Here is a 20156-nt window from a genome sequence, read left to right on the forward strand (position 1 = left end):
GTGTCTCCTCATGCCTCGCGCGTCAGGCCGTCGCGCGCCGCGCTGCCCTGTTGGTGGCTGAACATGGCCTCACGGCCGGCATAGAGGTCCTGCGCCTCCAATTGCTGGGCGAGCCGCTTGGCATCCAGGTTGCGATACGCCTCTTCGGTCCGGTCGATCTCGCCATCGTCGACGCCGACGCAGGCCATCGCCCGGCGCGCCATCGTCACCGCCGAATCGAGCATCTCGCGGACATAGCCTTCGACCGGCGCGCTCTTCAGCCGCAGCATCGAGCGGCGGTCGAACACCCGCAGGAAGATTGACGCGTCGGGGAAGGCCTGCTTCACCGCCTGCAGATCGGCCAGCTCCATCTGGTCGCGATCCATGCAGAACAGCACCAGCTCCGCCTCCTCCGCGCCGGCGCGGCGCAGCGTGTCGACGCGGGTGCCGTCGCCGTAATAGACCTTCATGCCGAAATCGCCGGCGCGCTCGATCGTCACCGGGTCGGTGTCGATCAGCGATACGCTGATCCCCTGCCCGATCAGCATCTGCGCGACGGTCTGCCCGAAGCGGCCGTAGCCGACCACCAGCGCGGCAGCGCCGTCGTGCTTGGGGCCGTCGAGCCCGTCGGCGCTGGGCTTGGGCTGGGCGCGGAAGCGGCGGGTGAGCATCATCAGGAACGGCGTCGTCGCCATCGACACCGTCACGACCGCGCTGAACACGCTCGCCGCCTCCGGCGCGATCAGCAGCGCATGCTGGGCCTGGCCGAACAGCACGAAGCCGAACTCGCCGCCCTGGCTGAGCAGCAGGCCCAACGCAATCGCCTGCCGCCACTTCATCCCGAACAGCAGCGCGATCAGCCCGATCACCACCGCCTTGGTCGCGATCAGCGCGAGCGCCATGCCGGTCACGAACACCGGCCGCTCGGCGATTGCCGACAAATCGAGCAGCATGCCGACCGCCAGGAAGAACAGCCCGAGCAGGATCGAGCGGAACGGCTCGACGTCCGCTTCCAGCTCGTGCCGGTACGGGCTGTCGGCGAGCATCACGCCAGCGACGAACGCGCCGAGCGCGGTGGACAGGCCGAGCGCCTCCATCACCGCCGCGGAGGCGATCACCGTGAACAGCCCGGCGAAGACGAACATCTCGCGCTCGCCCATGTTGCCGATCAGCCGGAACAGCGGCCGCAGCAGGAAGCGCCCGGCGAGCACCAGTCCGGTGATCGCCGCCACCGTGTAGACCGCGAGCAGCCATCCGGGCGGGCCGCCCGCATCCGCCGGGTTGCGCGACATCGCCGCGACGATGGTGATCAGCGGGACGATCGACAGATCCTGGAACAGCAGGATCGAGAAGGCGCGCTCGCCCGATGGCGTCTTGAGGCGTCCCGCCGATTGCAGCATCGGCAGCACCTGTGCCGTCGACGACAGCGCCAGCGGCAGCCCGAGCGCGAGCGCGGCGGGGGCGGTGAAGCGGGTGAACAGCCACACCACGCCGGTGATGGCGATGCCGCACAGCGCCACCTGCAACAGCCCGAAGCCGAAGATGTCGCGCTTCATCCGCCACAGCCGCGTCGGGCTCAGCTCCAGCCCGACCAGGAACAGCAGCAGGGTGATGCCGAGCTCGGCGATGCCCATCTTCGATTCGGCATCGCCGACCAGACCGAGCACCTGCGGGCCGACGACCACGCCGGCGACGAGATAGCCGAGCGTGGCACCCAGCTTGAGCTTGCGGAAGATCAGGACGAAGACCAGCGCCGCGCCCAGGAGCGGCGCGAAATCGTGGAGCAGCGAGCCGGTGGCCGCGTCCTCCATCAGCCGGCGCGCCCGGCGCGGGCGGCCTCGGCCGCTTCCGCCGCCGCTTCGAACGCGAGCCGGATCGAGGCGTGGCGGGCGCTGTGCGGCAACGCCGGCTCGAACAGCGAAAGGCCCGGCCAATCGGGCGGACCGTTGCCGCCGGCGAGCCAGCCGGTCAGCGCGTCGCGCGCCGCCGCCAGTTCCTCGGGCGAGCGGCCGATCGCATGGGCAGCCATCAGCGACGAGGACGCCTGACCCAGCGCACAGGCACGCACCAGCAGCCCGAGCTGTGCGACCCGGCCCTCAGCATCCAGATCCAGGTCGACGGTCACCCGGCTGCCGCACACCGGCGAACGCTTCTCGACGCTCGCCATCGGCGCGTCCAGACGCTCGTGGTGGGGAATGGTCGCGGCAAGCCGCAGAATTTCGGTGTTGTAAAGCGGCGCGGTCACCGGGTGCATGTAGAGCGCCGGGGTGCCGGGTGCGAGGGGCCGGACCAGGAAAAGCTCACTCGGCGGCGTTCCGGACCCGCTCGCCGAACATCGGCTCGCCGCGGCGCCGGCGATCGACCAGATCGGCGATGCTCCGGCTGGTGGTGTCGAGCAGCAGGTAGGTGCGCGACCGGGTGATCCAGTCGGGCCGGCTGCGCGGCCCGCCCGCGACCGTATCGATCGCCAGCACCAGCAGCAGGAAGCCCAGGCTGCACAGCACCAGACCCTTGACCGCACCGAAGCCGAAGCCGAGCGCGCGGTCTACCGGACCCAGGATCGAGGTGCGCGTGCGCGAGCCGACGCCGTTGGCGACGAGCCGGCCGAGGAAATAGACGACGCCCGCGATCAGCGCGAATGCCAGCGTGGCGGCGCCGGCGCTGGTGCCGATCACGCTGAGCAAGGCGGCGCTGACCGGGGTGTGGAACAGCTTGATCGCCAGCACGACGAAGATCCACGCCGTCAGCGACAGCACTTCGGTGACGAAGCCGCGCTTGAGCCCGAGCAGCGCCGCGCCGCCGACGATCAGCAGCACCACCACGTCGAGTGCGGTCAGTTCCATCGGTGCCCTCCCCAGCGCATGCACCGCGCCCTATCGAGGCGCGCCCGCGAAGTCGAGCGAGCCGTCACCGCCCGAGCATGTGGTCGACGAAGGCGGGCAGGCTGCGGAAGGTGGAGAGCGTCAGGTTGCTCCCCTCCGCGCCTTGCGCCCCCGGCACCATCGCCCGCCCGAAGCCGAGCTTGCCCGCCTCCTTCAAGCGCAGCGCACCGTGCGCGACCGGCCGCACCTCGCCCGACAGCGCGACCTCGCCGAACGCGATCGCATCGGTCGCGACCGGCCGCTCGGCGAGCGCGGAGACCAGCGCCGCCGCCACCGCGAGATCGGCGGCGGGGTCCTGCACGCGATAGCCGCCGGCGATGTTGAGATAGACTTCGGAGGTAGCGAAGGCGAGGCCGCAGCGCGCCTCCAGCACCGCCAGGATCATCGCCAGCCGGCCCGAGTCCCAACCGACCACCGCGCGCCTGGGCGTCGCGCCCGAGGCGAGCCGCACCGTCAGCGCCTGCACCTCGACCAGCACTGGGCGGGTGCCCTCCAGTGCCGGGAAGACGACGGTGCCGGTGACGCTCTCGTCGCGGCTGGTGAGGAACAGCGACGAGGGGTTGGAGACTTCCGCCAGCCCCTCGGTCGCCATCGAGAACACGCCGATCTCGTCGGTGCCGCCGAAGCGGTTCTTGACCGCGCGCAGGATGCGATACTGGTGGCTGCGCTCGCCCTCGAACGCCAGCACCGTGTCGACCATGTGCTCGAGCACGCGCGGGCCGGCGATCGATCCGTCCTTGGTAACGTGACCGACCAGCACCAGCGCGGTGCCGCGCTCCTTGGCGAAGCGGATCAGCTCGCCCGACGAGGCGCGCACCTGGCTGACGGTGCCCGGCGCCCCCTCGATCAAGTCGGAATGCATCGTCTGGATCGAATCGATCACCAGCAGGTCGGGAGCGTTCCCCTCCCCCAGCGTGGTGAGGATGTCGCGCACCGACGTCGCCGCGGCGAGCTGCACCGGCGCGCTGCCGAGCCCCAGCCGACGGGCGCGCAAGCGGACCTGATCCGCCGCCTCTTCGCCCGAGACATAGGCGACCGACTTGCCCGCGAGCGCGAGCTTCGCCGTCGCCTGGAGCAGGAGCGTCGACTTGCCGATGCCGGGATCGCCGCCGATCAGCGTCGCCGAGCCTTCGACGAAGCCGCCGCCCAGCGCCCGGTCGAGCTCCGCGATGCCGGTCGCCATGCGCTCGGGCAGCGGGATGTCGCTGTCCAGGCCGGACAACACGATCGACCGGCCGCCCGACTGAAGATTGTGCCGCGCCTGGAACGGCGTCACCACCGCGCCCGCATCCTCGACCAGCGAATTCCACTCGCCGCAGTCGCCGCATTGCCCCGCCCATTGCGACGTCACCGAGCCGCATTGCTGACAGACGTAGCGCTTCCGAGGTTTGGCCATGACCGAGCCTTAGCGCCGCCGGAACGAAAAGGGAACCATCAGCGACGGCCGACGCGGTAGAGCGCGAAGCGGTCGCCGGCATCCAGCCGGACCAGCGGCAGCGTCGGTGCGAGCCGGGCGTAGCCGGGGTCGATCACCAGCAGATGGTCGTACGCCGGGTCGATCGCGTTGAGCCGGCTGGGGGAGGTGAACTGCTGGAGGCGGCGGTACTCGGGTGTGAATTCGAGCATCTGGCCCGAGATGCTGGCGTACAGGTTGGGCTCGAACGCCTGCCGCCGCGCGACCGCATAGGCGGCGACGTGGAGCAGCGACGGCTGCCGCGACTGGGTGACGGAGGGAACGTCGCCCTGCACCACCATCAGCCGCGCACCGACCGGCAGCCGCGAGAGTGCCGCGTCGATCCGCGCCGTCACCGGCTCCCAGCCGATCCAGGCCCAGGCGATCAGTGCCACCCGTGCGGCGGCGGCCACGAGCATCACCGCGCCGAGCGGCCGTCCGAACCGCATCCAGCGCGCGCCCGGGACAAGCATCGCCAGCGCGAAGAAGGCGATGGTCCACGGCAGGCGATAGTCGACATAGCCGCCGCCGAGCATCGACCGCGGCATCGCCAGCCAGACGAGCCCCATCAGCCCGACGAGCATCACACCGCCGGTCGCGACGCGGACCGTGCGCGTGGCGAGCGCCGCCGCGCCGCATGCCAGCGCCACGCCCAGCAACAGCAGTTCGGCGCGCGGGTTGGCGAACAGCGTGATCGCGACGATCGACTCGGCTTTCTGCTGCAGGCTGCTCCACACGATCCCCTTGCCGTCGGAGGCGGTCGGGCTGAGCGAGAGGAACAGCAGCAGCGGCGGCACCAGGAAGGTCGCGGCGAGCGCCTGCCGGCGCACGACACCCAGCGCCCTGCCCTCGCGCCATCCGGCGACCAGCTCGATCGCGCCGACGGCGATCGCGAACAGTTCGAAGGCGGTGAGGTGGCACAGCAGCAGCGCGATGCTTCCCGCCAGGAACACGGCGACGACGAACGCCGGCGACCGCACGCGCCAGCGCAGGTAGAGCCCGAACAGCAGCAGGCACAGCCCGATGCCGAAGCAATAGCTCAGGAAGCCGAACTGGAACGGCCCGCCGTAGCAGAGCAGCGGCACCGCCCGGTAGATGCGGCTGCGGCCCTCGCCCACCGCCAGGTTGATGGTCCGGGTGCCCGCGAACAGCAGCACGAGGGTGGCGATGCAGAACAGCCGCACCGCCATCTCGACCCCGACGAGGCCGCGTGCGGCGACGACGAACAGCTCCAGCGCCAGGTTCGGCACCAGCCGCCATTCGTAGCTGTAGAAGGTCTGCGCCGCAGAGCTCGTCGCCCAGTCGCGCAGGAGGAACTGGCGCGCGAGGTGGTTCGGCAGGTCCGACAGCGGCAGATGCGCGGTGATCAGCAGCGGCACCAGGCAGGCGAGCAGGATCACCCCGTCGATCAGCCTGCCACGTACGCACGCCATCGCCCCGGTCTCCCGTTGAACCCGCCGGCGCGCTCCTCTGGCGCAGGCACGCTCCCCCTTCTCCTTTCGTTTCGAAGTGCCGCAGTGTCTTTTGGGCTGGCTATTCGAGACGAACGGGGAAGAGACGAATTTTCACAGAGTCTACCACAAGGCCGCGCCGCCTAAAGCAGGCCCCATGCGCAGTGGCCGTCCCGTTTTGGTGCTTTCGGAGTGCGCGCCCTTAGTTACTGCAGCTCAGAGCCTTCCTTCAGCACCTTGCCGCCGTCCTCCTGGACGATCAGGTAGGCGGGGTTCTCCTTGGTGCCGTTCTTGACGATCTTGCTGCCCTTGATCGTGCGCTGGACGCGCCGTTCGAACTTTTCTTCGATCTTGCCGTGCGCGGTTCCCGTGCCCCACTTCCAGCTGACGCTCGCGCCCTTGGCATAGCTGTTCGACATGCACGATCTCCCGGTTCCGAACCGCCCAAGCGCCGGGATCGGCGAATCGTTCCGGTGGCGCCGACCCGGAAGCGCGGCTATGGGCCGCCTCCATGCAGGCGTCCGACCTCCGCGTGGCCATGTTCAGCGGCAACTACAATTACGTACGCGACGGTGCGAATCACGCGTTGAACCTTCTTGCCGGCCACCTGCTGGCGCACGGCGTGACATTGCGCGTCTATTCGCCCACCACGGCGACGGCGGCGTTCGAGCCGACCGGCGAACTGGTCAGCGTGCCGTCGGTGGGGCTTCCGGGCGGGCGCGGCGAATATCGGCTGGCGCTGGGGCTGCCGGCGGCGATCCGCCGCGACCTGGCCGAGTTCCGCCCCAATGTCGTCCACGTTTCCGCCCCCGACGTGCTCGGCCACCGCGCGGTGAGCTGGGCGCGGCGGCACGACGTCGCCTGCCTCGCCTCGCTCCACACTCGGTTTGAGACGTACGCCAGCTATTACGGGATGGGGTTCCTGGAGCCGATCTTCACGACGTTGTCGCGCCGCTTCTACAACCGCACCGATCAGGTGATGGTGCCGACGCCGTCGATCCGGCATCTGATCGAAGGCTGGGGCGTCACCACGCCGATCGGCCTGTGGGGCCGCGGCGTCGATCACGACCGCTTTCGTCCGCAGGCGCGCAGCCTCGACTGGCGCCGCTCGCTTGGCATCGCCGACGATGAGGTGGCGATCGGCTTCCTAGGCCGGCTCGTGCTGGAAAAGGGCCTCGACATCTTTGCCGAGGTGGTGCGGGCGCTGCGCGCGCGCGGCGTTGCCCACAAGGTGCTGGTGATCGGCGAAGGCCCGGCGCGCGACTGGTTCGCCGAGCGGGTGCCCGAGGCGGCGTTCGCCGGCTTCCAGCGCGGCGATGCGCTGGGCCGGGCGGTCGCGTCGATGGACGTACTGTTCAACCCCAGCGTCACCGAGACCTGGGGGCAGGTCACGTCCGAGGCGATGGCGGCCGGGGTGCCGGTGGTCGCGGCACGCGCGACCGGCGCGGTCGACCTGATCGACGACGGCGCAACCGGCGTGCTGGTGCCGCCGCGCGACGTCACCGCCTATGCCGACGCCTTCCAGCGGATCGTCGACGACGCCGACCTCCGCCGGGCGATGGGCGCTGCCGGCCACGCCAAGGCGCAGCGCTACCGCTGGGACACCGCCAACCAGGCGGTGCTCGACGCCTATTGCGAGATGCTGGCTCGGCGGCGGGGTTAGGGCACCTGTTCCCCGGCGCAGGCCGGGGCCCAGTCGCGGTGCCGTTGCGAAGTGGAGCGCATTCCTCAGCGGCTATCCCAACTGGGCCCCGGCCTTCGCCGGGGAACGGGATGCGGGAGCACGCGACGCACAACGCGTCCGCTCAGCGGCCTCCCCTCACGCCGCCTGCCAGTCGAACGTCAACGGCGCCTCGCGGAAGGCAAAGCGGTCGAGGTGGCTCGCCACCACGCCCTTGAGCGCCTCCAGTTGCTCGGGCGCAGCCGCGTCGATCCGCACGGTCAGCGTCTCCGCCCCCGCCTCGAACAGCGCGCAGCCGTCGCCCGGCCAGTCGGCACCGCGCGCGTTGCGGGGGAACACCACGGTGCCGCGCTCCGGCGTATAGTCGACCGTCAGATTGTGGCTCCAGTGCTTGCACAGCTGCTGGAGATAGCGGCTGCCGTTCGCGGTCGGCACCTCGGCCACCGCGCGGAACGACGCGGCGCTCATGCCAGCCGCTCGATGCGCTGGGCGGCCTCGTCGAGGATCGCCGCCACCTCGTGCAGCGTCTCTGCCGCGACCTCCTCGCCGCCCAGCCGCTGGCCGAGCACCGCGCGCAGATTGCCCAGCGCGCGCTTGACCGGCCCGCCGCTGGTGCGCGCGTTCATCGTGCCGACCTTCGCCAGCCGCGCGAGCAGCGCCTCGACCAGCTCGCGCTGTTCGTCGAGGTGCGCAGTGCCCGCTGCGGTGATCGCATAGGCCTTGCGCGCGCCTTCCTCGGCCTGTTCCTCGACCAGCGCCATGTCGGCGAGCAGGGTCAGCGTCGGATAGACGACGCCGGGGCTCGGCGCATAGGCGCCGCCGGTGCGCTCCTTGATCTCGCGGATCAGGTCGTAGCCGTGGCGCGGCTGCTGCTCGATCAGCGCGAGCAGCACCAGCCGCAGGTCGCCGCCGTCGAAGATGCGGCGCCGGCCGCCGCGATGGCCTTCCGCGTCGCCGCCCCAGCCGCCGCCGAAGCGTCCCCCGCCGAACGGGCCGCCGCCCCACGGGCCGGCGAAGTCCCGCCCCCCGTGTTCCGGGCCGCGCCCGAATCCGCCGCGTGGTCCGCAGCCGTGTCCCCGCCCGTGGCGGTGGGAATGATGATGCATGCCGAACATGGAACCTCCTTGAGTCGTTCGATAGCGCAAAAGATATATCTAAGATCGCATCGTGCAAGAGGCCTCTGCACAGGTGCTGCGCATTTTCGTCGCACCGCCTATATCGATGGCATGGCCGACCTCTTCGCAGCCTTCGATCCTCCCGCCCCGGTCGACACCGTGCCCGCCGGCGGCCCGCTCGCCGACCGGCTGCGCCCCGCCCGCCTCGACGAGGTGGTCGGACAGGCGCACCTCACCGGCCCCGACGGCGCGATCGGCCGCATGGTCGCGGCGGGCAAGCTGTCGTCGATGATCCTGTGGGGGCCGCCCGGCACCGGCAAGACGACGATCGCGCGGCTGCTCGCCGATGCGGTCGGCCTGCGCTTCGCGTCGATCTCGGCGGTATTTTCCGGGGTCGCCGACCTGAAGAAGGTGTTCGCCGAGGCGCGCGAGCACGGCCGGCTCGGCCGCCGCACATTGCTGTTCGTGGACGAGATCCACCGCTTCAACCGCGCGCAGCAGGACGGCTTCCTGCCGTACGTGGAGGACGGCACGGTGACGCTGGTCGGCGCCACCACCGAGAACCCCTCGTTCGAGCTCAACGCCGCGTTGCTGTCGCGTGCGCAGGTGCTGATCCTCCACCGGCTCGATGCCGAGGCGCTGGACACGCTGCTCGCCCGCGGCGAGGAGATCGAGGAACGCCCGCTGCCGCTCGACGACGACGCGCGCGCGGCGCTGATCGCCAGCGCCGACGGCGACGGCCGCTTCCTGCTCAACCAGGCGGAAACGCTATTCTCGATCCGGCTCGACGCCCCGCTTGACCCCGCCGGGCTGTCGGCGCTGCTCCAGCGCCGCGTCGCGGTCTACGACAAGGATCGCGAGGGGCATTACAACCTCATCTCCGCGCTTCACAAATCGCTGCGCGGATCGGACCCGCAGGCCGCCCTCTACTATCTCGCGCGGATGCTGACCGCGGGCGAGGAGCCGCTCTACGTGCTGCGCCGGATCACCCGCTTCGCCAGCGAGGACATCGGCCTCGCCGATCCGCAGGCGCTGGTCCAGTGCCTCGCCGCCAAGGACGCCTACGACTTCCTCGGCTCGCCGGAGGGGGAGCTCGCGATCGTCCAGGCATGCCTCTATTGCGCGACCGCGCCCAAATCGAACGCCGCCTACAAGGCGCAGAAGGCGGCGTGGCGGTCGGCGAAGGAGACCGGATCGCTGATGCCGCCGCAGAACATCCTCAACGCCCCCACCAAGCTGATGAAGGAGATCGGCTACGGCGAGGGCTATGCCTATGACCACGACAGCGCCGGCGGCTTCTCGGGCGCGAACTACTGGCCCGCGGAGCTGCCGCCGCAGCAGTTCTACACCCCCACCGAGCGCGGCTTCGAAAAGCGCCTCGCCGAGCGGATGAACTGGTGGGACGCGCGCCGCCACGGCCGCACCCCGGACGAAGACCGCTGACGCCGCATTTCACCCGCTTTGCCGCGATCGACTGGTCGGGCGCCAAGGGACACCGCCACAAGGGCATCGCCGTCGCGCTATGCGAGGCGGGCGATGCCGCGCCCGAGCTGGTGGCGGCGCCGAACGGCGTCTGGTCGCGCACCGACGTGCTGCGCTGGCTGCAGGCGCAGGCCGACACGCCGCTGCTCGTCGGCTTCGACTTCAGCTTCGCGCCGCCGTTCGTCGCCCGCGGCGCCTATCTGCCGGGCGAGGCGACGCCGATCACCGCGCGCGCTTTCTGGGCCTATGTCGATGCTCACTGCGACGACGCCGACCTCGGCGCCGCCTCGTTCCTCGAACGGCGGCGCGGCACGCATTTCTACCTGGGCGCGCGCGACGGCGCCAAGGCGGGGTTCCTCCACTTCCGCAGCTGCGAGGCGCGCTACAATGCGGCCGGCGGCGGCAAGGCCTCGACCGTCTACGATGCGATCGGCGCGGCACAGGTCGCCAAAGCGAGCTTCGCGGGCATGCGCCTGCTCCACCATCTCGGGCCAACGGTGCCGGTGTGGCCGTTCGATCCCGTTCCTGGGCACGGCGCGCTGGTGGCCGAGATCTACACCAGCATCGCCGCGCGCGCCGCCGGGGTACGCAAGGGCCTGAGCAAGCTGCGCGACGCCGCCGCGCTCGACGCGGCGCTCGCCGCCTTCGCCAGCCGCCCCCACGCACCGCTCGCCCGCTACGACGACCACGCCACCGACGCGATCATGGCCGCCGCCTGGCTCCGCCACGTCGCCGCGACCCCCGCACTGTGGCACCCCGCCGGCCTTTCCGACGCAATTCGCCGCAGCGAAGGCTGGACCTTCGGCGTTTCGTGACGCAAGGGGGCGCAGTGCCGGTTTAGCTCAGCTGGTAGAGCAGCGGTTTTGTAAACCGAAGGTCGCGGGTTCGATTCCTGCAACCGGCACCAGCTTTTCCGCGGGTCTCAGACACGTCCGATCCGCGGCGAACGCGCCGGATGCGCAAGTCGCCGCGGTTCGCAGCGTCACACAAGTCGGCACATTCCGCTTACCAGCGGTATCGTCTGGCCTTGCGCCGCCTCCTTCCTCGCCCCTCGCATAATCTACGTTGACGAGACAGAGCGAAGCGTGGCAATCGGCCGTCTATCGCAGACAAGCCGCTAGTTCGGTTGACTCAGCGATCGAGATCGACGCCAATCGGTTGATCTGCGGGTGTAGCTCAATGGTAGAGCAGAAGCTTCCCAAGCTTACGACGAGGGTTCGATTCCCTTCACCCGCTCCAGCTCCTAAATCAAACACTTGAGGCCTCGCCTACAACCGGCCCAGAACCGCTCTTGCGGTGCGGTGGCGGTTATGCCGCAGCCGCCCGTGCGCGAAGAGCTTCCAAAGCGGCAATCCGCTCGCCTGTCCGACGCATCGCGTCTCCACCGACCGTGGGACGACCGAACGCAACCTTCACCGCGGTGGGAGGCTCCGCGACCTCCGCCGCGCAGGTTTAGGACTGCCGCACCTTCGTCCCAACTGCCTGCGGACCCGCGAGATACCGAACCTCTTCGGGACGAATTTAGATCCGAAGCGGATCAGGTTCTCCGCCGCCGCGCACCGTTACCGATGGATTAACTCTGGCATCCGAGCTCAACTCGCGTGCGGCCAATGCCGCTCATGCAGGTATCGAAAGGGGGAGGATCATGGCTTCATCTTGGAAGGCGCTGTTCGAATTGCGGCTGGCGATGGTCCCGAGCGTCAAGCTGCTGATCGAGTGCAATGGGACGACGCTCGTGCGCACCCTGCCCGCACCCCGTGCCAAGCGCCCGCCGTCCCGCCGCACCAAGGATCGCCAGCTTCCGAGCTGAGCGGCGCCACGCCGGCCGCGGCCCCGGCTGTGGTTGTACACCCCATCGCCGCGGCCTAGAGCCACGGCGATGCCGGGCGACACCATCCTCAAGGGCGTCGGCCTGCGGCTGCTCGCGATCTTCTTCCTCTCGACCATGTCGGCGCTGGTGAAGCTTGCCGAGGCGCGCGGGGCGACGCTGTTCGAAACGATGTTCTGGCGCCAGTTCTGCGCGCTTCCGGTGGTGATCGGCTTCGTCGCGATGGGCCCTGGCTTGCGGTCGCTGCGCACCACGCGCTTCCGCGCGCACCTCGGCCGCTCGGCGGTGGGGCTGATGGGGATGGTGTTCACCTTCGGGTCGGTGCTGCTGCTGCCGCTGGCCGAGGCGACCGCCTTCCAGTTCACCGTGCCGATCTTCGCGACGCTGCTGGGTGCGCTGGTGCTGCGCGAGCCGACCGGCTGGCAGCGGTGGAGCGCGGTGCTGGTCGGCTTCGTGGGCGTGCTGGTGGTCGCCCAGCCGGGCGGCGGCGAGCATGTCTCCGCCTTCGGGGCGACGGTGGGGCTGCTCGCGGCGCTGTTCGTCGCGATCGTCGCCATCCTGCTGCGCCAGCTCGGCCGCACCGAGAACAGCGGCACCACCGTCTTCTGGTTCTCGCTGCTGTCGGTGCCGCCGCTCGCGCTGCTCTATGGCTTCGACCTGCGGCCGCACGATCCGGCGACTTGGGCGGTCCTGGTCGGGATCGGGCTGGTCGGCGGCATGGGGCAGATCGCGCTCACCGCGGCGCTGCGCCATGCGCCGGTCGCGGTGGTGGTGCCGATGGATTATTCGGGGCTGGTGTGGGCGACGCTCTACGGCTGGACGCTGTTCGGCGCGCTGCCGAGCGCGATGACCTGGGCGGGCGCGCCGATCATCATCGCCAGCGGACTGTTCATCGTCTGGCGCGAGCACCGGCTGCAGCGGCAGAAGGTGGAGGCGGCCGGCGCGATCGAGGGCTGACATACCCGTTCGGCGGCGTTCGATCGCAGAGCATCGGACGACCAGCGCCGTTGCACCGTATCGGGATTACGCGACACCCGGGGCCAGTGCTTAGTCGTTGCGTCACCTATCGAGAGATGGAACGGTGCGGCCCTCTATTCCGCTGATGTGGCGCTGCACCTTCCCATGAGTATCCGCCGGCCTCCGTTCCTGTTTGCGAGCAGCTACGCTCTTGCGCCCGTCTGGCGTACGCGGCCGGCGCCCGTTTCGCGAACTCGACCACCGGGCAAGGCAGCTTCGGCCAAGCACGTCTCGGCGCTGTCGATAGCCTGGGCGGGCTGAGGAACTCGAGCGATGCCTGCTTCCCTCGGCACCACGCGCATCGTTGCGCCACCTGCTTCCTCCATGTCGAGGGCACCGGCTGACGCCACCCCTCTGTTCGTCGACGTCGACGGCACGCTCATCCGCGCCGACCTGTCGCTGGAGAGCTTCGTCGGGATCGCGCGATCCGGACTGGTTTCGTGCCTGTGGCTGCTCATCTGGCTGATCCGCGGCCGCGCGGTGGCGAAGACGATGGCGGCGCGGCGCCGCCCGGTGACTCCGGCGAAGCTCCCCTATCGCGAGGAGGTGCTCGCCCTGATCGGCGAAGCGCGCGCCGCCGGTCGGCCCGTCGTCCTCGCCAGCGCCAGCCACCGGCGCAACGTTCAACGGATCGCGCGGCATCTCGGCCTCGGCGATCCGGTGATGGCGACGCGCGGCCGAGCCAACCTGAAAGGACCGGCCAAGCTCGCCGCGATCCTTCGCCATGTCGGGACGCAGGGCGCGTTCGACTATGTCGGCGACCATCGCGCGGACGCGTGCCTGTGGCGGGCCGCGCGGCGGGGCTGGTCGGTCCGCCATGTGCCGCGGCGATCGGCGGTCCAGCGTCTGGGTGCCCCGCCTCCCAGCCTCGGACGCGCCGCGATCAAGGCGATGCGTCCGCACCAATGGGCGAAGAATACGCTGGTGCTGGTGCCCGCCTTCACCTCCGGCCGCTTCGTCGAGCCCGCCGCATCCTGATCGGCGGGATCGCGATCGGCGTACCGCTGAGCTTCTGGCTGCTGCTGTTCTCGGTCTTCCTGTTCCTCAGCCTCAGCTACCTCAAACGTTATGTCGAGATGCGCGACGCGATCGCGCCCGACCGGCTGCTGAGCGGGCGCGGATATGTCGGCGGCGACCTCGACGTGGTGATGATGTCCGGACTGGCCTCGGGGATGGTTGCGATCCTGGTGCTCGCGCTGTTCGCGCACGATCCCGACACCATCCGCAGCTACGACGCGCCCGAACTGCTTTGGCTGCTCTGCCTGCCGCTGCTGTACTGGATCAACCGACTGTGGATGATGGCGCGGCGCGGGGAAGTGGACGGCGATCCGGTCGCCTTCGCCCTCACCGACCGGCGGAGCATCGCGGTCGGCGCGGCGATGGCGGCGATCTTCCTCGCGGCGCTTTATGGCGGGGCGGCGGTACGGCTGACGGCGGGCTGAAAGTGGAGCACGAGACCATCGCCTCCCCCGCCGCCGGGCGCCGCCACAACCGCATCGCGGCGCTGCTGTTCTGCCTCTTCGCCGCGCTGTGCTCGACCTGGCTTTCGGGAATCAACTTTCCCGAGCAGAACAACCGCTGGCAGATCCCGGTGGTGCTCGACTTCGCGGGCTCCGCGGAGGGGCCGCACGATGCCTATGCGCGCAGCTTCGCCAGCTTCATCAGCCCATTCTGGATCGCTGTCCGCAGCGTCACCGACGAAGCCAACATCCAGGCCGTCTTCGTCGCGATCCAGCTAGCCGGCAATGCGCTGCTGGCAGCCGCGATCTTCGCGCTCATCCGTCAGGCCGGCGGCAGGCTGTGGCCGAGCGCGTTCGTCACCGGCTTCCTCTGCTTCTGCTACGGCCTGTGGGGCGCGACACCGCTCGGCTACTCCGAGTTGTTCGTCGGTTATGCGACGCACAGCCAGATCGCGATCACGCTGTGCCTGTTCGCGCTCGCGCTGATCGCGGCCAGACGGCCGCTGCTTGCCGGCGCGCTGCTGGGGGTCGCCGCCAACATAAACCTGTTTTTGGCGGTGTGGGGCGCTCTCACCGCCGGGATCGCCCTGGTCGCGCTCCAGCGGCGGATCGTCACGCGCGAGCAGATCGGCCTGTCGCTGCTATTCCTCGCGATCGCCGCGCCGGTGACGCTCTGGGGGCTGTCGGCGAACGCCGGCGGCAACATCCCGACGAGCTTCTTCCACGACTTCATCGCCGGCCACGTGTACGGCTTCGACTATCCCCGCGCGCTGGCGCAGAGCTTCGCGCTGCTGCTGTGCGCGGCACTCGCGGCGCATGTAGCACTTCCCGGCGCGGCCGGGCAGCGATTTGCGCTCCTGCTGATGGCCAGCATCGCGGTGCTCGCGGTCGCCGCCGCGCTCCCCTATCTGACCGATGCCGCGCTGCTGCTGCTGCTCCATCCGCTGCGCTTCACCAGCATCCCGGTGGTGCTCGCCGCCGCCTGTGCAGGCGCGCTGTTCGTCCAGGCGTTCGGCGAGCGACCGGACGCGCCGCCGTCGCCGATGCGCTTCGCGGCCGCGCTGGCGCTGGCGGGGTTCGCCCTCAAGCTGCCGGTGGTCAGTTGCTTCGGCTTCGCGCTTGCCGTTCCCGCCGGGCGTCGACGGGTGCGGGCCGCCGCGCTGCTGCTCTCCGCTGCCTGCACGCTGGCGCTGTTCCTGCCGTCTCCGACCGAGGCGATGTCGGGCAAGGCCGCGCTCGCGCTGCTGATGCTGTGCGCCACGCTGACGGCGGTGGCAGCGCTGCGGCCCGAAAATGCGCCCTTGCCGCTGCGGCTGAGTGCCGGCGCGCTCGGATCGGTCGCCACGGTACCACTGTTGCCGGCAAGCGGCGCGGCGATCCTCCTCGCAGCGGCGGCGGCGATCGGCTGCGCCGCGCTGCCGCGACGACGGACGCTCGCTTCGGCCCTTGCCGGCGTGTCGATCCTGCTCTCGCTCTCCACGGTGCGCAACGATCTCGTCGCCCTTGCGACATTGGCGGCCGGCGTGCTGCTGCTGGCGATCGCACCGATGCTACTGCCTGCCGAGATGCTGCGGCCGCTCGCCCGGGCTGGGCTGATTGCGCTGGTGCCGCTGCTGATGGCCGCCGGCTTCGCCAAGGGTGCGCGCGACGGCTTCGCCCCCTCTCCCTCCGCCGAGCAGCGCAACTTCACCGCGGCACAGCGCTGGGCGCGGCTCCACACCCCTCGCGACGCGCCGTTCCTCGCCGTGAGCGTGCCGGACGGCTTCACCCTCTTCTCGCGCCGCCCGGTCTGGTGGGAGCAGTCCCAGGGAGCAGCGGTGCTGTGGCAGCCCGACTTCCTCCCGCTCTGGTCCGAGCGCCGTGCGGCGCTCGCCGCGGCGACGCCCCCGCACGCCATCGTCGCACTCACGCGCCGAGAGGGCGTCGCCTACCTTGTCGTCAAGGCAGCCCACGCGCCGAAGTTCGGGGGCGCGGTACCGGTGTATACCAATGCGCACTACGCGATCCTGCATGTGCGCCCTATCGAACCGCTTGCCCGGCCGTAGCAAACGGACCAGCTGAACGGTTGAATCCCGCACCCTCACCCGCCGACGAGCGCCTCGCGTTCGTCGGGCGCGATCTCGCGGATCACGCGGCTCGGGTTGCCCGCTGCGAAGACGCCGGCGGGAATGGCGCGCGTAACGACGCTGCCCGCGCCGATCACCGTGTTCGCGCCGATCGTGACGCCGGGCAGGATCAGCGCGCCCGCCCCGACCCACACGTCGGAGCCGATCTCGACCGGCCTGCCATATTCCTCCCGACGACGCAGCGCGGCATCGAGCGGGTGCATGGGGGTGAGGATCTGCACGCCCGGCCCGAAGAGCGTGAAGTCGCCGATCCGCACCCGGCACACGTCGAGCACGATGCAGTTGAAATTGAAGAACACGCGCTCGCCGAGCTCGATGTTCGTCCCGTAGTCGCAGTGGAACGGCGGCTGCATCCACACGCTGTCGCCGCCCGTCGCAAAGATCTGTCGACACAGGTCGCGGCGCAGCACCGCCTCCGCCTCCGCCGACGCATTGAGCTGGCGGCACAGCTCGCGGACCCGTGTGCGCGCGGCGACCAGATCGGGATCGAGCGCGTCGTATAGTTCGCCGGCCAGCATCTTCTCGCGTTGGCTGGTCATCGCACCGTCTCGGACGCTCTCGTGCCGGCGAGCACCCACGCGAACGCCTCGCGGAGCCGGCGCGGCGCCTGTTCGGTGAAGAGGCCGCCGTGGGCGACGATCACCCGGTCGGGCTCGAGCGCGACCAGCTCGCGGACCTTGGCGACCATCGCCGCGCCGCCCAGCCACAGGGCCGCGCGGAGATACAGCGCGGTGGTGCCGCTGGTCGCGCGCGCCGCGCCCAGCACCCAGCGGACGAGCGGCGGTTGCTTGTCGGACTGGAGGTTCTCGATCAGGTCGACCAGCAGCAGCGTGCGCGACGGCTTGTGGAAAAAATAGGCTTCGCGGAACCCTAGCCCGCCGGGAACGATGCCCTGTGCCAGGTCGGCCGCCCACGCGTCGGGTGCCATCTCGCCCAGGTCCCGATCGATGCGGACGCCGGCGCGGCGCACCTGCGCGCGATCGCGCAGTCCCGGCACGCCCCAGCTGGCCGCGTCGGGAAAAGCCTGCTGCCACGCCTGGAGGAAGGTCCAGTGCGCGATGCTCGGCGCGACGAGGTGCCGGATGCGGCCGAAGCCCGCGAGCGCCTCGGCGAGCGCCGGCGTGTAGCGCGTCGGCGAATGGAGCAGCAGGTTGCCGCCGGACAGCCGCACCACCGTCATTCGCACCGGCAGCGCGAGCCCCGCCGCGACGATCGGCCCGCTGTCGACGATCCACAGATCCTCGGCCAGCGGCTTGGGCGTATCCAACGGCGGATAGGTGACGTCCTGCGCGTCGTGCGCGTGGCCCGAGCGCCGGCTGCGGCGGTAGGCGAGCGCGAGACTCCCGATCCCGAGCGCCAGGCCGGCGCCGATCGCCACCCCCTGCCCGGTTCTGCGCGGTCGCTCCGCCTCTTCCTGGCGTCGCGGCTCGTCCATGTTCCCGTCTCCCGTGTCGATGCCCGTTCAGCGCCGGCGCGACCGGGAAGTTCCGGACGTCAGGCGGCGGTGTCCTGCTCGCCGACGCCCTCGATCAGCGAGAGGACGTCGCCGATCAGCCGGCCCATCGCGCGGTGGGCGCCGGCGGCGTCGCGCGCGACGATCGCCTGATAGACCGCGGCATGATCCTCAATGTTGGCCGAGCGGCCGGCCATGCGGTTGGTGAAGCGGATCGAGGTGCGCAGCGCCGTTGCCACCACGTCGCGGAACTGGATGAAGAACGGGTTCTCCGACGCGCGCAGCACCGCCACGTGGAAGGCGATGTCGGCGTCGAGCGTCTCGTCGCGCCCCTGTTCGGCCGCGCGCATCCGCTCCAGCCCGGCGAGGATCGCGGCATGGTGGTCGGTCCCCGCCCGGCTCGCCGCGAGCGCCGCCGCCGCGGGCTCGACCGCGACGCGCAGCTCGTTGAAATGCCGCAGCAGTTCGATCGACAGCTTGCGCTCGAGCAGCCAGCGCAGCACGTCGGGATCGAACAGGTTCCACGATTCCTGCGGCAGCACGAAGGTGCCCTGCTTGGGACGCGCGCCCAGCAGCCCCTTGGCGGCGAGCATCTTGACCGCCTCGCGCGTCACCGATCGGCTGACGCCATGTTCCTTGACGATGTCCGCCTCGTTCGGGAACGGCCGGTCGGCATAGTGGCCGACGACGATCGCTCGCCCCAGCACCTCCTGAAGCCCGTAGGTAAGGTTTCGGCCCAAGTCTTGCTGCACGTTCGCCATCCTGCATCGATGCGGCAAACGACGGCGGACGGCCAGCCCCTTCGTGCGACCCGCATCGGTCGCCCCGATGCCGCGCGTCCCGGCGCAGCGTCTTCGATCGGCCGCATCCACGGTCGTGGTGCCCGCATCCCCCTCCTGACCCTGCCGACGCTCGAAGGCGACGGCGCTGGCTTGGGTTACGCCGCCCCCCGGAGACGTTCAAGCCATTTATCGGACAATAGTCTTGCAGTGCCGCTTGCACGCGCTAGACAGACGGCAATGCCGCCCGCGAAGGCGGCCCACGAGGATCTGGGAGGATACCGATGCGTAAGGCATGGATGATGCTGGCGGCAGTCGCCACGGTTGGGCTGACGGCCAATACCGCCTGGGCGGGCGACGCCAAGCGCTCGACCTTCGGCAAGACCGCCGAGGGCAAGACCGTGCCGGCGGTGACGCTGACCAACAGCCACGGCGTCTCGGCGACGGTGATCGCCTGGGGCGCGAGCCTGCAGGCGCTGCGGATGCCCGATCGCGAGGGCAAGATCGAGGACGTGGTGCTCGGCTATCCGGACATGACCGGCTACCTCGCCATGCCCGAGTTCTTCGGCGCGACGGTCGGCCGCGTGGCCAACCGCATCGACAAGGGTCGCTTCATGCTCGACGGGCGCCCCTACCAGACGCCGCTCAACGACGGTCCCAACGCGCTGCACGGCGGCACCAAGGGCTTCGACAAGGTGGTGTGGGACGTGGTGTCGACCAAGTCGGGCGACACTTCCTCGGTGACGCTGCGCTACGTCAGCCGCGACGGCGACCAGGGCTATCCCGGCACGCTGACCGTCGACGCCACCTATTCGCTCGACGAGAACAACGCGCTGACCATCGACTATCGCGCGACCACCGATCGCGCGACCGTCGTCAACCTGTCGAACCACGCCTATTGGAACCTGTCGGGCGAGGGCTCGAACGCGGGCGCGATGGACCACATCCTCGAGATCCCGGCGGACCGCTACACCCCGGTCAACGAGACGCTGATCCCGACCGGCGAACGTCGCCCGGTCGCGGGCACCGTGTTCGACTTCCGCACGCCGCACCAGATCGGCGAGCGGGTGCGCGACGCGCGCGACATCCAGATCGTGTACGGCCGCGGCTACGACCACAACTGGATCATCGGCGACAAGGTGACCGCCGACCAGCATCTGATGGCGCGCGTCCACGATCCGCTGTCGGGCCGCGGGTTCGAGCTCTGGTCGAACCAGCCGGGGCTGCAGTTCTATTCGGGCAACTTCATCAACGGCACGATCACCGGCAAGGCGAAGCGCATCTACCGCGGCGGCGACGCCATCGTGCTGGAGCCGCAGCTGTTCCCGGACACGGTGAACCAGCCGGCGTTCGGATCGGCGCGGCTCGACCCCGGCCAGACCTATCGCAACACCATCACCTTCCGTCTGAGCACCGGCCAGACGCAGCCGCAGCCGCGCTGAACCACCAG

At 70.2% G+C, this 20156-nt stretch carries 20 protein-coding genes and 2 tRNA genes; 11 read left to right on the plus strand and 11 right to left on the minus strand.

Features of this window, described 5'->3' with window-relative positions:
- Positions 1-8 precede the first annotated feature (8 nt).
- From ACBY01_RS05995 to ACBY01_RS06020, 6 genes are all read right to left on the minus strand, one after another.
- Complete coding sequence (locus tag ACBY01_RS05995; protein WP_416459874.1) at positions 9-1790, minus strand: cation:proton antiporter domain-containing protein; 1782 nt, start codon at positions 1788-1790, stop codon at positions 9-11.
- A complete protein-coding gene (locus tag ACBY01_RS06000) occupies positions 1790-2224 on the minus strand; it encodes an iron-sulfur cluster assembly scaffold protein (protein WP_416459875.1) in 435 nt (144 codons plus the stop codon). The genes ACBY01_RS05995 and ACBY01_RS06000 overlap by 1 nt, the downstream gene beginning before the upstream one ends.
- 55 nt (positions 2225-2279) lie before the next feature.
- The gene (locus tag ACBY01_RS06005; RefSeq protein WP_416459876.1) at positions 2280-2822 is read right to left on the minus strand and encodes a CvpA family protein; all 543 of its coding nucleotides are present in this window, start codon (positions 2820-2822) and stop codon (positions 2280-2282) included.
- Positions 2823-2886: 64 nt separating this feature from the next.
- Positions 2887-4257, minus strand: coding sequence for a DNA repair protein RadA (radA, locus tag ACBY01_RS06010; RefSeq protein WP_416459877.1), 1371 nt, complete (start codon positions 4255-4257; stop codon positions 2887-2889).
- A gap of 38 nt (positions 4258-4295) precedes the next feature.
- Entirely contained in the window at positions 4296-5747 is a 1452-nt protein-coding gene (locus tag ACBY01_RS06015) for a hypothetical protein (RefSeq protein ID WP_416459878.1), read from the minus strand.
- Positions 5748-5971: 224 nt separating this feature from the next.
- Positions 5972-6184 carry a hypervirulence associated TUDOR domain-containing protein gene (locus tag ACBY01_RS06020; protein WP_416459879.1) on the minus strand — a complete coding sequence of 71 codons (213 nt, stop codon included), beginning with the start codon at positions 6182-6184 and terminating at the stop codon, positions 5972-5974.
- A 92-nt stretch (positions 6185-6276) separates the two neighbouring features.
- Between ACBY01_RS06020 and ACBY01_RS06025 the strand changes: the two genes are divergently transcribed.
- The gene (locus ACBY01_RS06025) at positions 6277-7428 is read left to right on the plus strand and encodes a glycosyltransferase family 4 protein (RefSeq protein WP_416459880.1); all 1152 of its coding nucleotides are present in this window, start codon (positions 6277-6279) and stop codon (positions 7426-7428) included.
- 156 nt (positions 7429-7584) lie between these two features.
- On the opposite strand, the gene ACBY01_RS06030 is transcribed toward ACBY01_RS06025, so the two are convergent.
- Both ACBY01_RS06030 and ACBY01_RS06035 read right to left on the minus strand, forming a co-directional pair.
- Positions 7585-7914, minus strand: a complete 330-nt coding sequence (locus ACBY01_RS06030) for a DUF2218 domain-containing protein (protein WP_416459881.1) — start codon at positions 7912-7914, stop codon at positions 7585-7587.
- Positions 7911-8561 (minus strand): PadR family transcriptional regulator, encoded by a 651-nt coding sequence (locus ACBY01_RS06035; protein WP_416459882.1) that lies wholly within the window; start codon positions 8559-8561, stop codon positions 7911-7913. The genes ACBY01_RS06030 and ACBY01_RS06035 overlap by 4 nt, the downstream gene beginning before the upstream one ends.
- A gap of 111 nt (positions 8562-8672) precedes the next feature.
- On the opposite strand from ACBY01_RS06035, the gene ACBY01_RS06040 reads away from it, so the two are divergent.
- The 9 genes from ACBY01_RS06040 (at position 8673) to ACBY01_RS06080 (ending at position 16393) form a co-directional block, all read left to right on the plus strand.
- Positions 8673-10004: a replication-associated recombination protein A gene (locus ACBY01_RS06040; protein WP_416459883.1), complete on the plus strand. Its 1332-nt coding sequence runs from the start codon at positions 8673-8675 to the stop codon at positions 10002-10004.
- On the plus strand, positions 10001-10858 hold the full coding sequence (locus ACBY01_RS06045; RefSeq protein WP_416459937.1) for a hypothetical protein: 858 nt from the start codon (positions 10001-10003) through the stop codon (positions 10856-10858). Before ACBY01_RS06040 ends, ACBY01_RS06045 begins: the two co-directional genes overlap by 4 nt.
- A 16-nt stretch (positions 10859-10874) precedes the next feature.
- A tRNA-Thr gene (locus ACBY01_RS06050) sits at positions 10875-10950 on the plus strand.
- A 258-nt stretch (positions 10951-11208) separates the two neighbouring features.
- Positions 11209-11282 (plus strand) — tRNA-Gly (locus tag ACBY01_RS06055).
- Between the two features lie 406 nt (positions 11283-11688).
- Positions 11689-11853 (plus strand): hypothetical protein, encoded by a 165-nt coding sequence (locus ACBY01_RS06060; RefSeq protein WP_416459884.1) that lies wholly within the window; start codon positions 11689-11691, stop codon positions 11851-11853.
- 69 nt (positions 11854-11922) lie between these two features.
- On the plus strand, positions 11923-12828 hold the full coding sequence (locus ACBY01_RS06065; protein WP_416459885.1) for a DMT family transporter: 906 nt from the start codon (positions 11923-11925) through the stop codon (positions 12826-12828).
- Positions 12829-13161: 333 nt separating this feature from the next.
- Entirely contained in the window at positions 13162-13866 is a 705-nt protein-coding gene (locus tag ACBY01_RS06070; RefSeq protein WP_416459886.1) for a haloacid dehalogenase-like hydrolase, read from the plus strand.
- Positions 13794-14330 (plus strand): hypothetical protein, encoded by a 537-nt coding sequence (locus tag ACBY01_RS06075; protein ID WP_416459887.1) that lies wholly within the window; start codon positions 13794-13796, stop codon positions 14328-14330. The genes ACBY01_RS06070 and ACBY01_RS06075 overlap by 73 nt, the downstream gene beginning before the upstream one ends.
- A gap of 2 nt (positions 14331-14332) precedes the next feature.
- Positions 14333-16393 carry a hypothetical protein gene (locus ACBY01_RS06080; protein WP_416459888.1) on the plus strand — a complete coding sequence of 687 codons (2061 nt, stop codon included), beginning with the start codon at positions 14333-14335 and terminating at the stop codon, positions 16391-16393.
- Positions 16394-16428: 35 nt separating this feature from the next.
- Here ACBY01_RS06080 and ACBY01_RS06085 read toward each other — a convergent pair whose 3' ends face one another.
- From ACBY01_RS06085 to ACBY01_RS06095, 3 genes are read right to left on the minus strand one after another with little or no spacing between them, the layout of a single operon-like run.
- A complete protein-coding gene (locus ACBY01_RS06085) occupies positions 16429-17013 on the minus strand; it encodes a sugar O-acetyltransferase (RefSeq protein WP_416459889.1) in 585 nt (194 codons plus the stop codon).
- A complete protein-coding gene (locus ACBY01_RS06090) occupies positions 17010-17909 on the minus strand; it encodes a DUF4336 domain-containing protein (RefSeq protein WP_416459890.1) in 900 nt (299 codons plus the stop codon). The genes ACBY01_RS06085 and ACBY01_RS06090 overlap by 4 nt, the downstream gene beginning before the upstream one ends.
- A 59-nt stretch (positions 17910-17968) precedes the next feature.
- On the minus strand, positions 17969-18688 hold the full coding sequence (locus tag ACBY01_RS06095; protein WP_416459891.1) for a FadR/GntR family transcriptional regulator: 720 nt from the start codon (positions 18686-18688) through the stop codon (positions 17969-17971).
- Between the two features lie 302 nt (positions 18689-18990).
- Here ACBY01_RS06095 and ACBY01_RS06100 point away from each other — a divergent pair, with 302 nt between their 5' ends.
- Positions 18991-20148 (plus strand): aldose epimerase family protein, encoded by a 1158-nt coding sequence (locus tag ACBY01_RS06100; protein ID WP_416459892.1) that lies wholly within the window; start codon positions 18991-18993, stop codon positions 20146-20148.
- Positions 20149-20156 lie beyond the last annotated feature (8 nt).

Source organism: Sphingomonas mangrovi, from assembly GCF_047975845.1.
Lineage (GTDB): Bacteria > Pseudomonadota > Alphaproteobacteria > Sphingomonadales > Sphingomonadaceae > Sphingomonas.

Excerpts from the sequence above, each read along its gene's own strand:
- ACBY01_RS06030 (WP_416459881.1), bottom strand. The coding sequence starts at position 7,914 with ATGAGCGCCGCGTCGTTCCGCGCGGTGGCCGAGGTGCCGACCGCGAAC.
- ACBY01_RS06015 (WP_416459878.1), bottom strand. The coding sequence starts at position 5,747 with ATGGCGTGCGTACGTGGCAGGCTGATCGACGGGGTGATCCTGCTCGCC.
- ACBY01_RS06090 (WP_416459890.1), bottom strand. The coding sequence starts at position 17,909 with ATGGACGAGCCGCGACGCCAGGAAGAGGCGGAGCGACCGCGCAGAACC.
- ACBY01_RS06005 (WP_416459876.1), bottom strand. The coding sequence starts at position 2,822 with ATGGAACTGACCGCACTCGACGTGGTGGTGCTGCTGATCGTCGGCGGC.
- ACBY01_RS06060 (WP_416459884.1), top strand. The coding sequence starts at position 11,689 with ATGGCTTCATCTTGGAAGGCGCTGTTCGAATTGCGGCTGGCGATGGTC.
- ACBY01_RS05995 (WP_416459874.1), bottom strand. The coding sequence starts at position 1,790 with ATGGAGGACGCGGCCACCGGCTCGCTGCTCCACGATTTCGCGCCGCTC.
- ACBY01_RS06100 (WP_416459892.1), top strand. The coding sequence starts at position 18,991 with ATGCGTAAGGCATGGATGATGCTGGCGGCAGTCGCCACGGTTGGGCTG.
- ACBY01_RS06065 (WP_416459885.1), top strand. The coding sequence starts at position 11,923 with ATGCCGGGCGACACCATCCTCAAGGGCGTCGGCCTGCGGCTGCTCGCG.
- ACBY01_RS06040 (WP_416459883.1), top strand. The coding sequence starts at position 8,673 with ATGGCCGACCTCTTCGCAGCCTTCGATCCTCCCGCCCCGGTCGACACC.
- ACBY01_RS06035 (WP_416459882.1), bottom strand. The coding sequence starts at position 8,561 with ATGTTCGGCATGCATCATCATTCCCACCGCCACGGGCGGGGACACGGC.
- ACBY01_RS06095 (WP_416459891.1), bottom strand. The coding sequence starts at position 18,688 with ATGGCGAACGTGCAGCAAGACTTGGGCCGAAACCTTACCTACGGGCTT.
- ACBY01_RS06025 (WP_416459880.1), top strand. The coding sequence starts at position 6,277 with ATGCAGGCGTCCGACCTCCGCGTGGCCATGTTCAGCGGCAACTACAAT.
- ACBY01_RS06020 (WP_416459879.1), bottom strand. The coding sequence starts at position 6,184 with ATGTCGAACAGCTATGCCAAGGGCGCGAGCGTCAGCTGGAAGTGGGGC.
- ACBY01_RS06075 (WP_416459887.1), top strand. The coding sequence starts at position 13,794 with ATGGGCGAAGAATACGCTGGTGCTGGTGCCCGCCTTCACCTCCGGCCG.
- ACBY01_RS06085 (WP_416459889.1), bottom strand. The coding sequence starts at position 17,013 with ATGACCAGCCAACGCGAGAAGATGCTGGCCGGCGAACTATACGACGCG.
- radA (WP_416459877.1), bottom strand. The coding sequence starts at position 4,257 with ATGGCCAAACCTCGGAAGCGCTACGTCTGTCAGCAATGCGGCTCGGTG.
- ACBY01_RS06070 (WP_416459886.1), top strand. The coding sequence starts at position 13,162 with ATGCCTGCTTCCCTCGGCACCACGCGCATCGTTGCGCCACCTGCTTCC.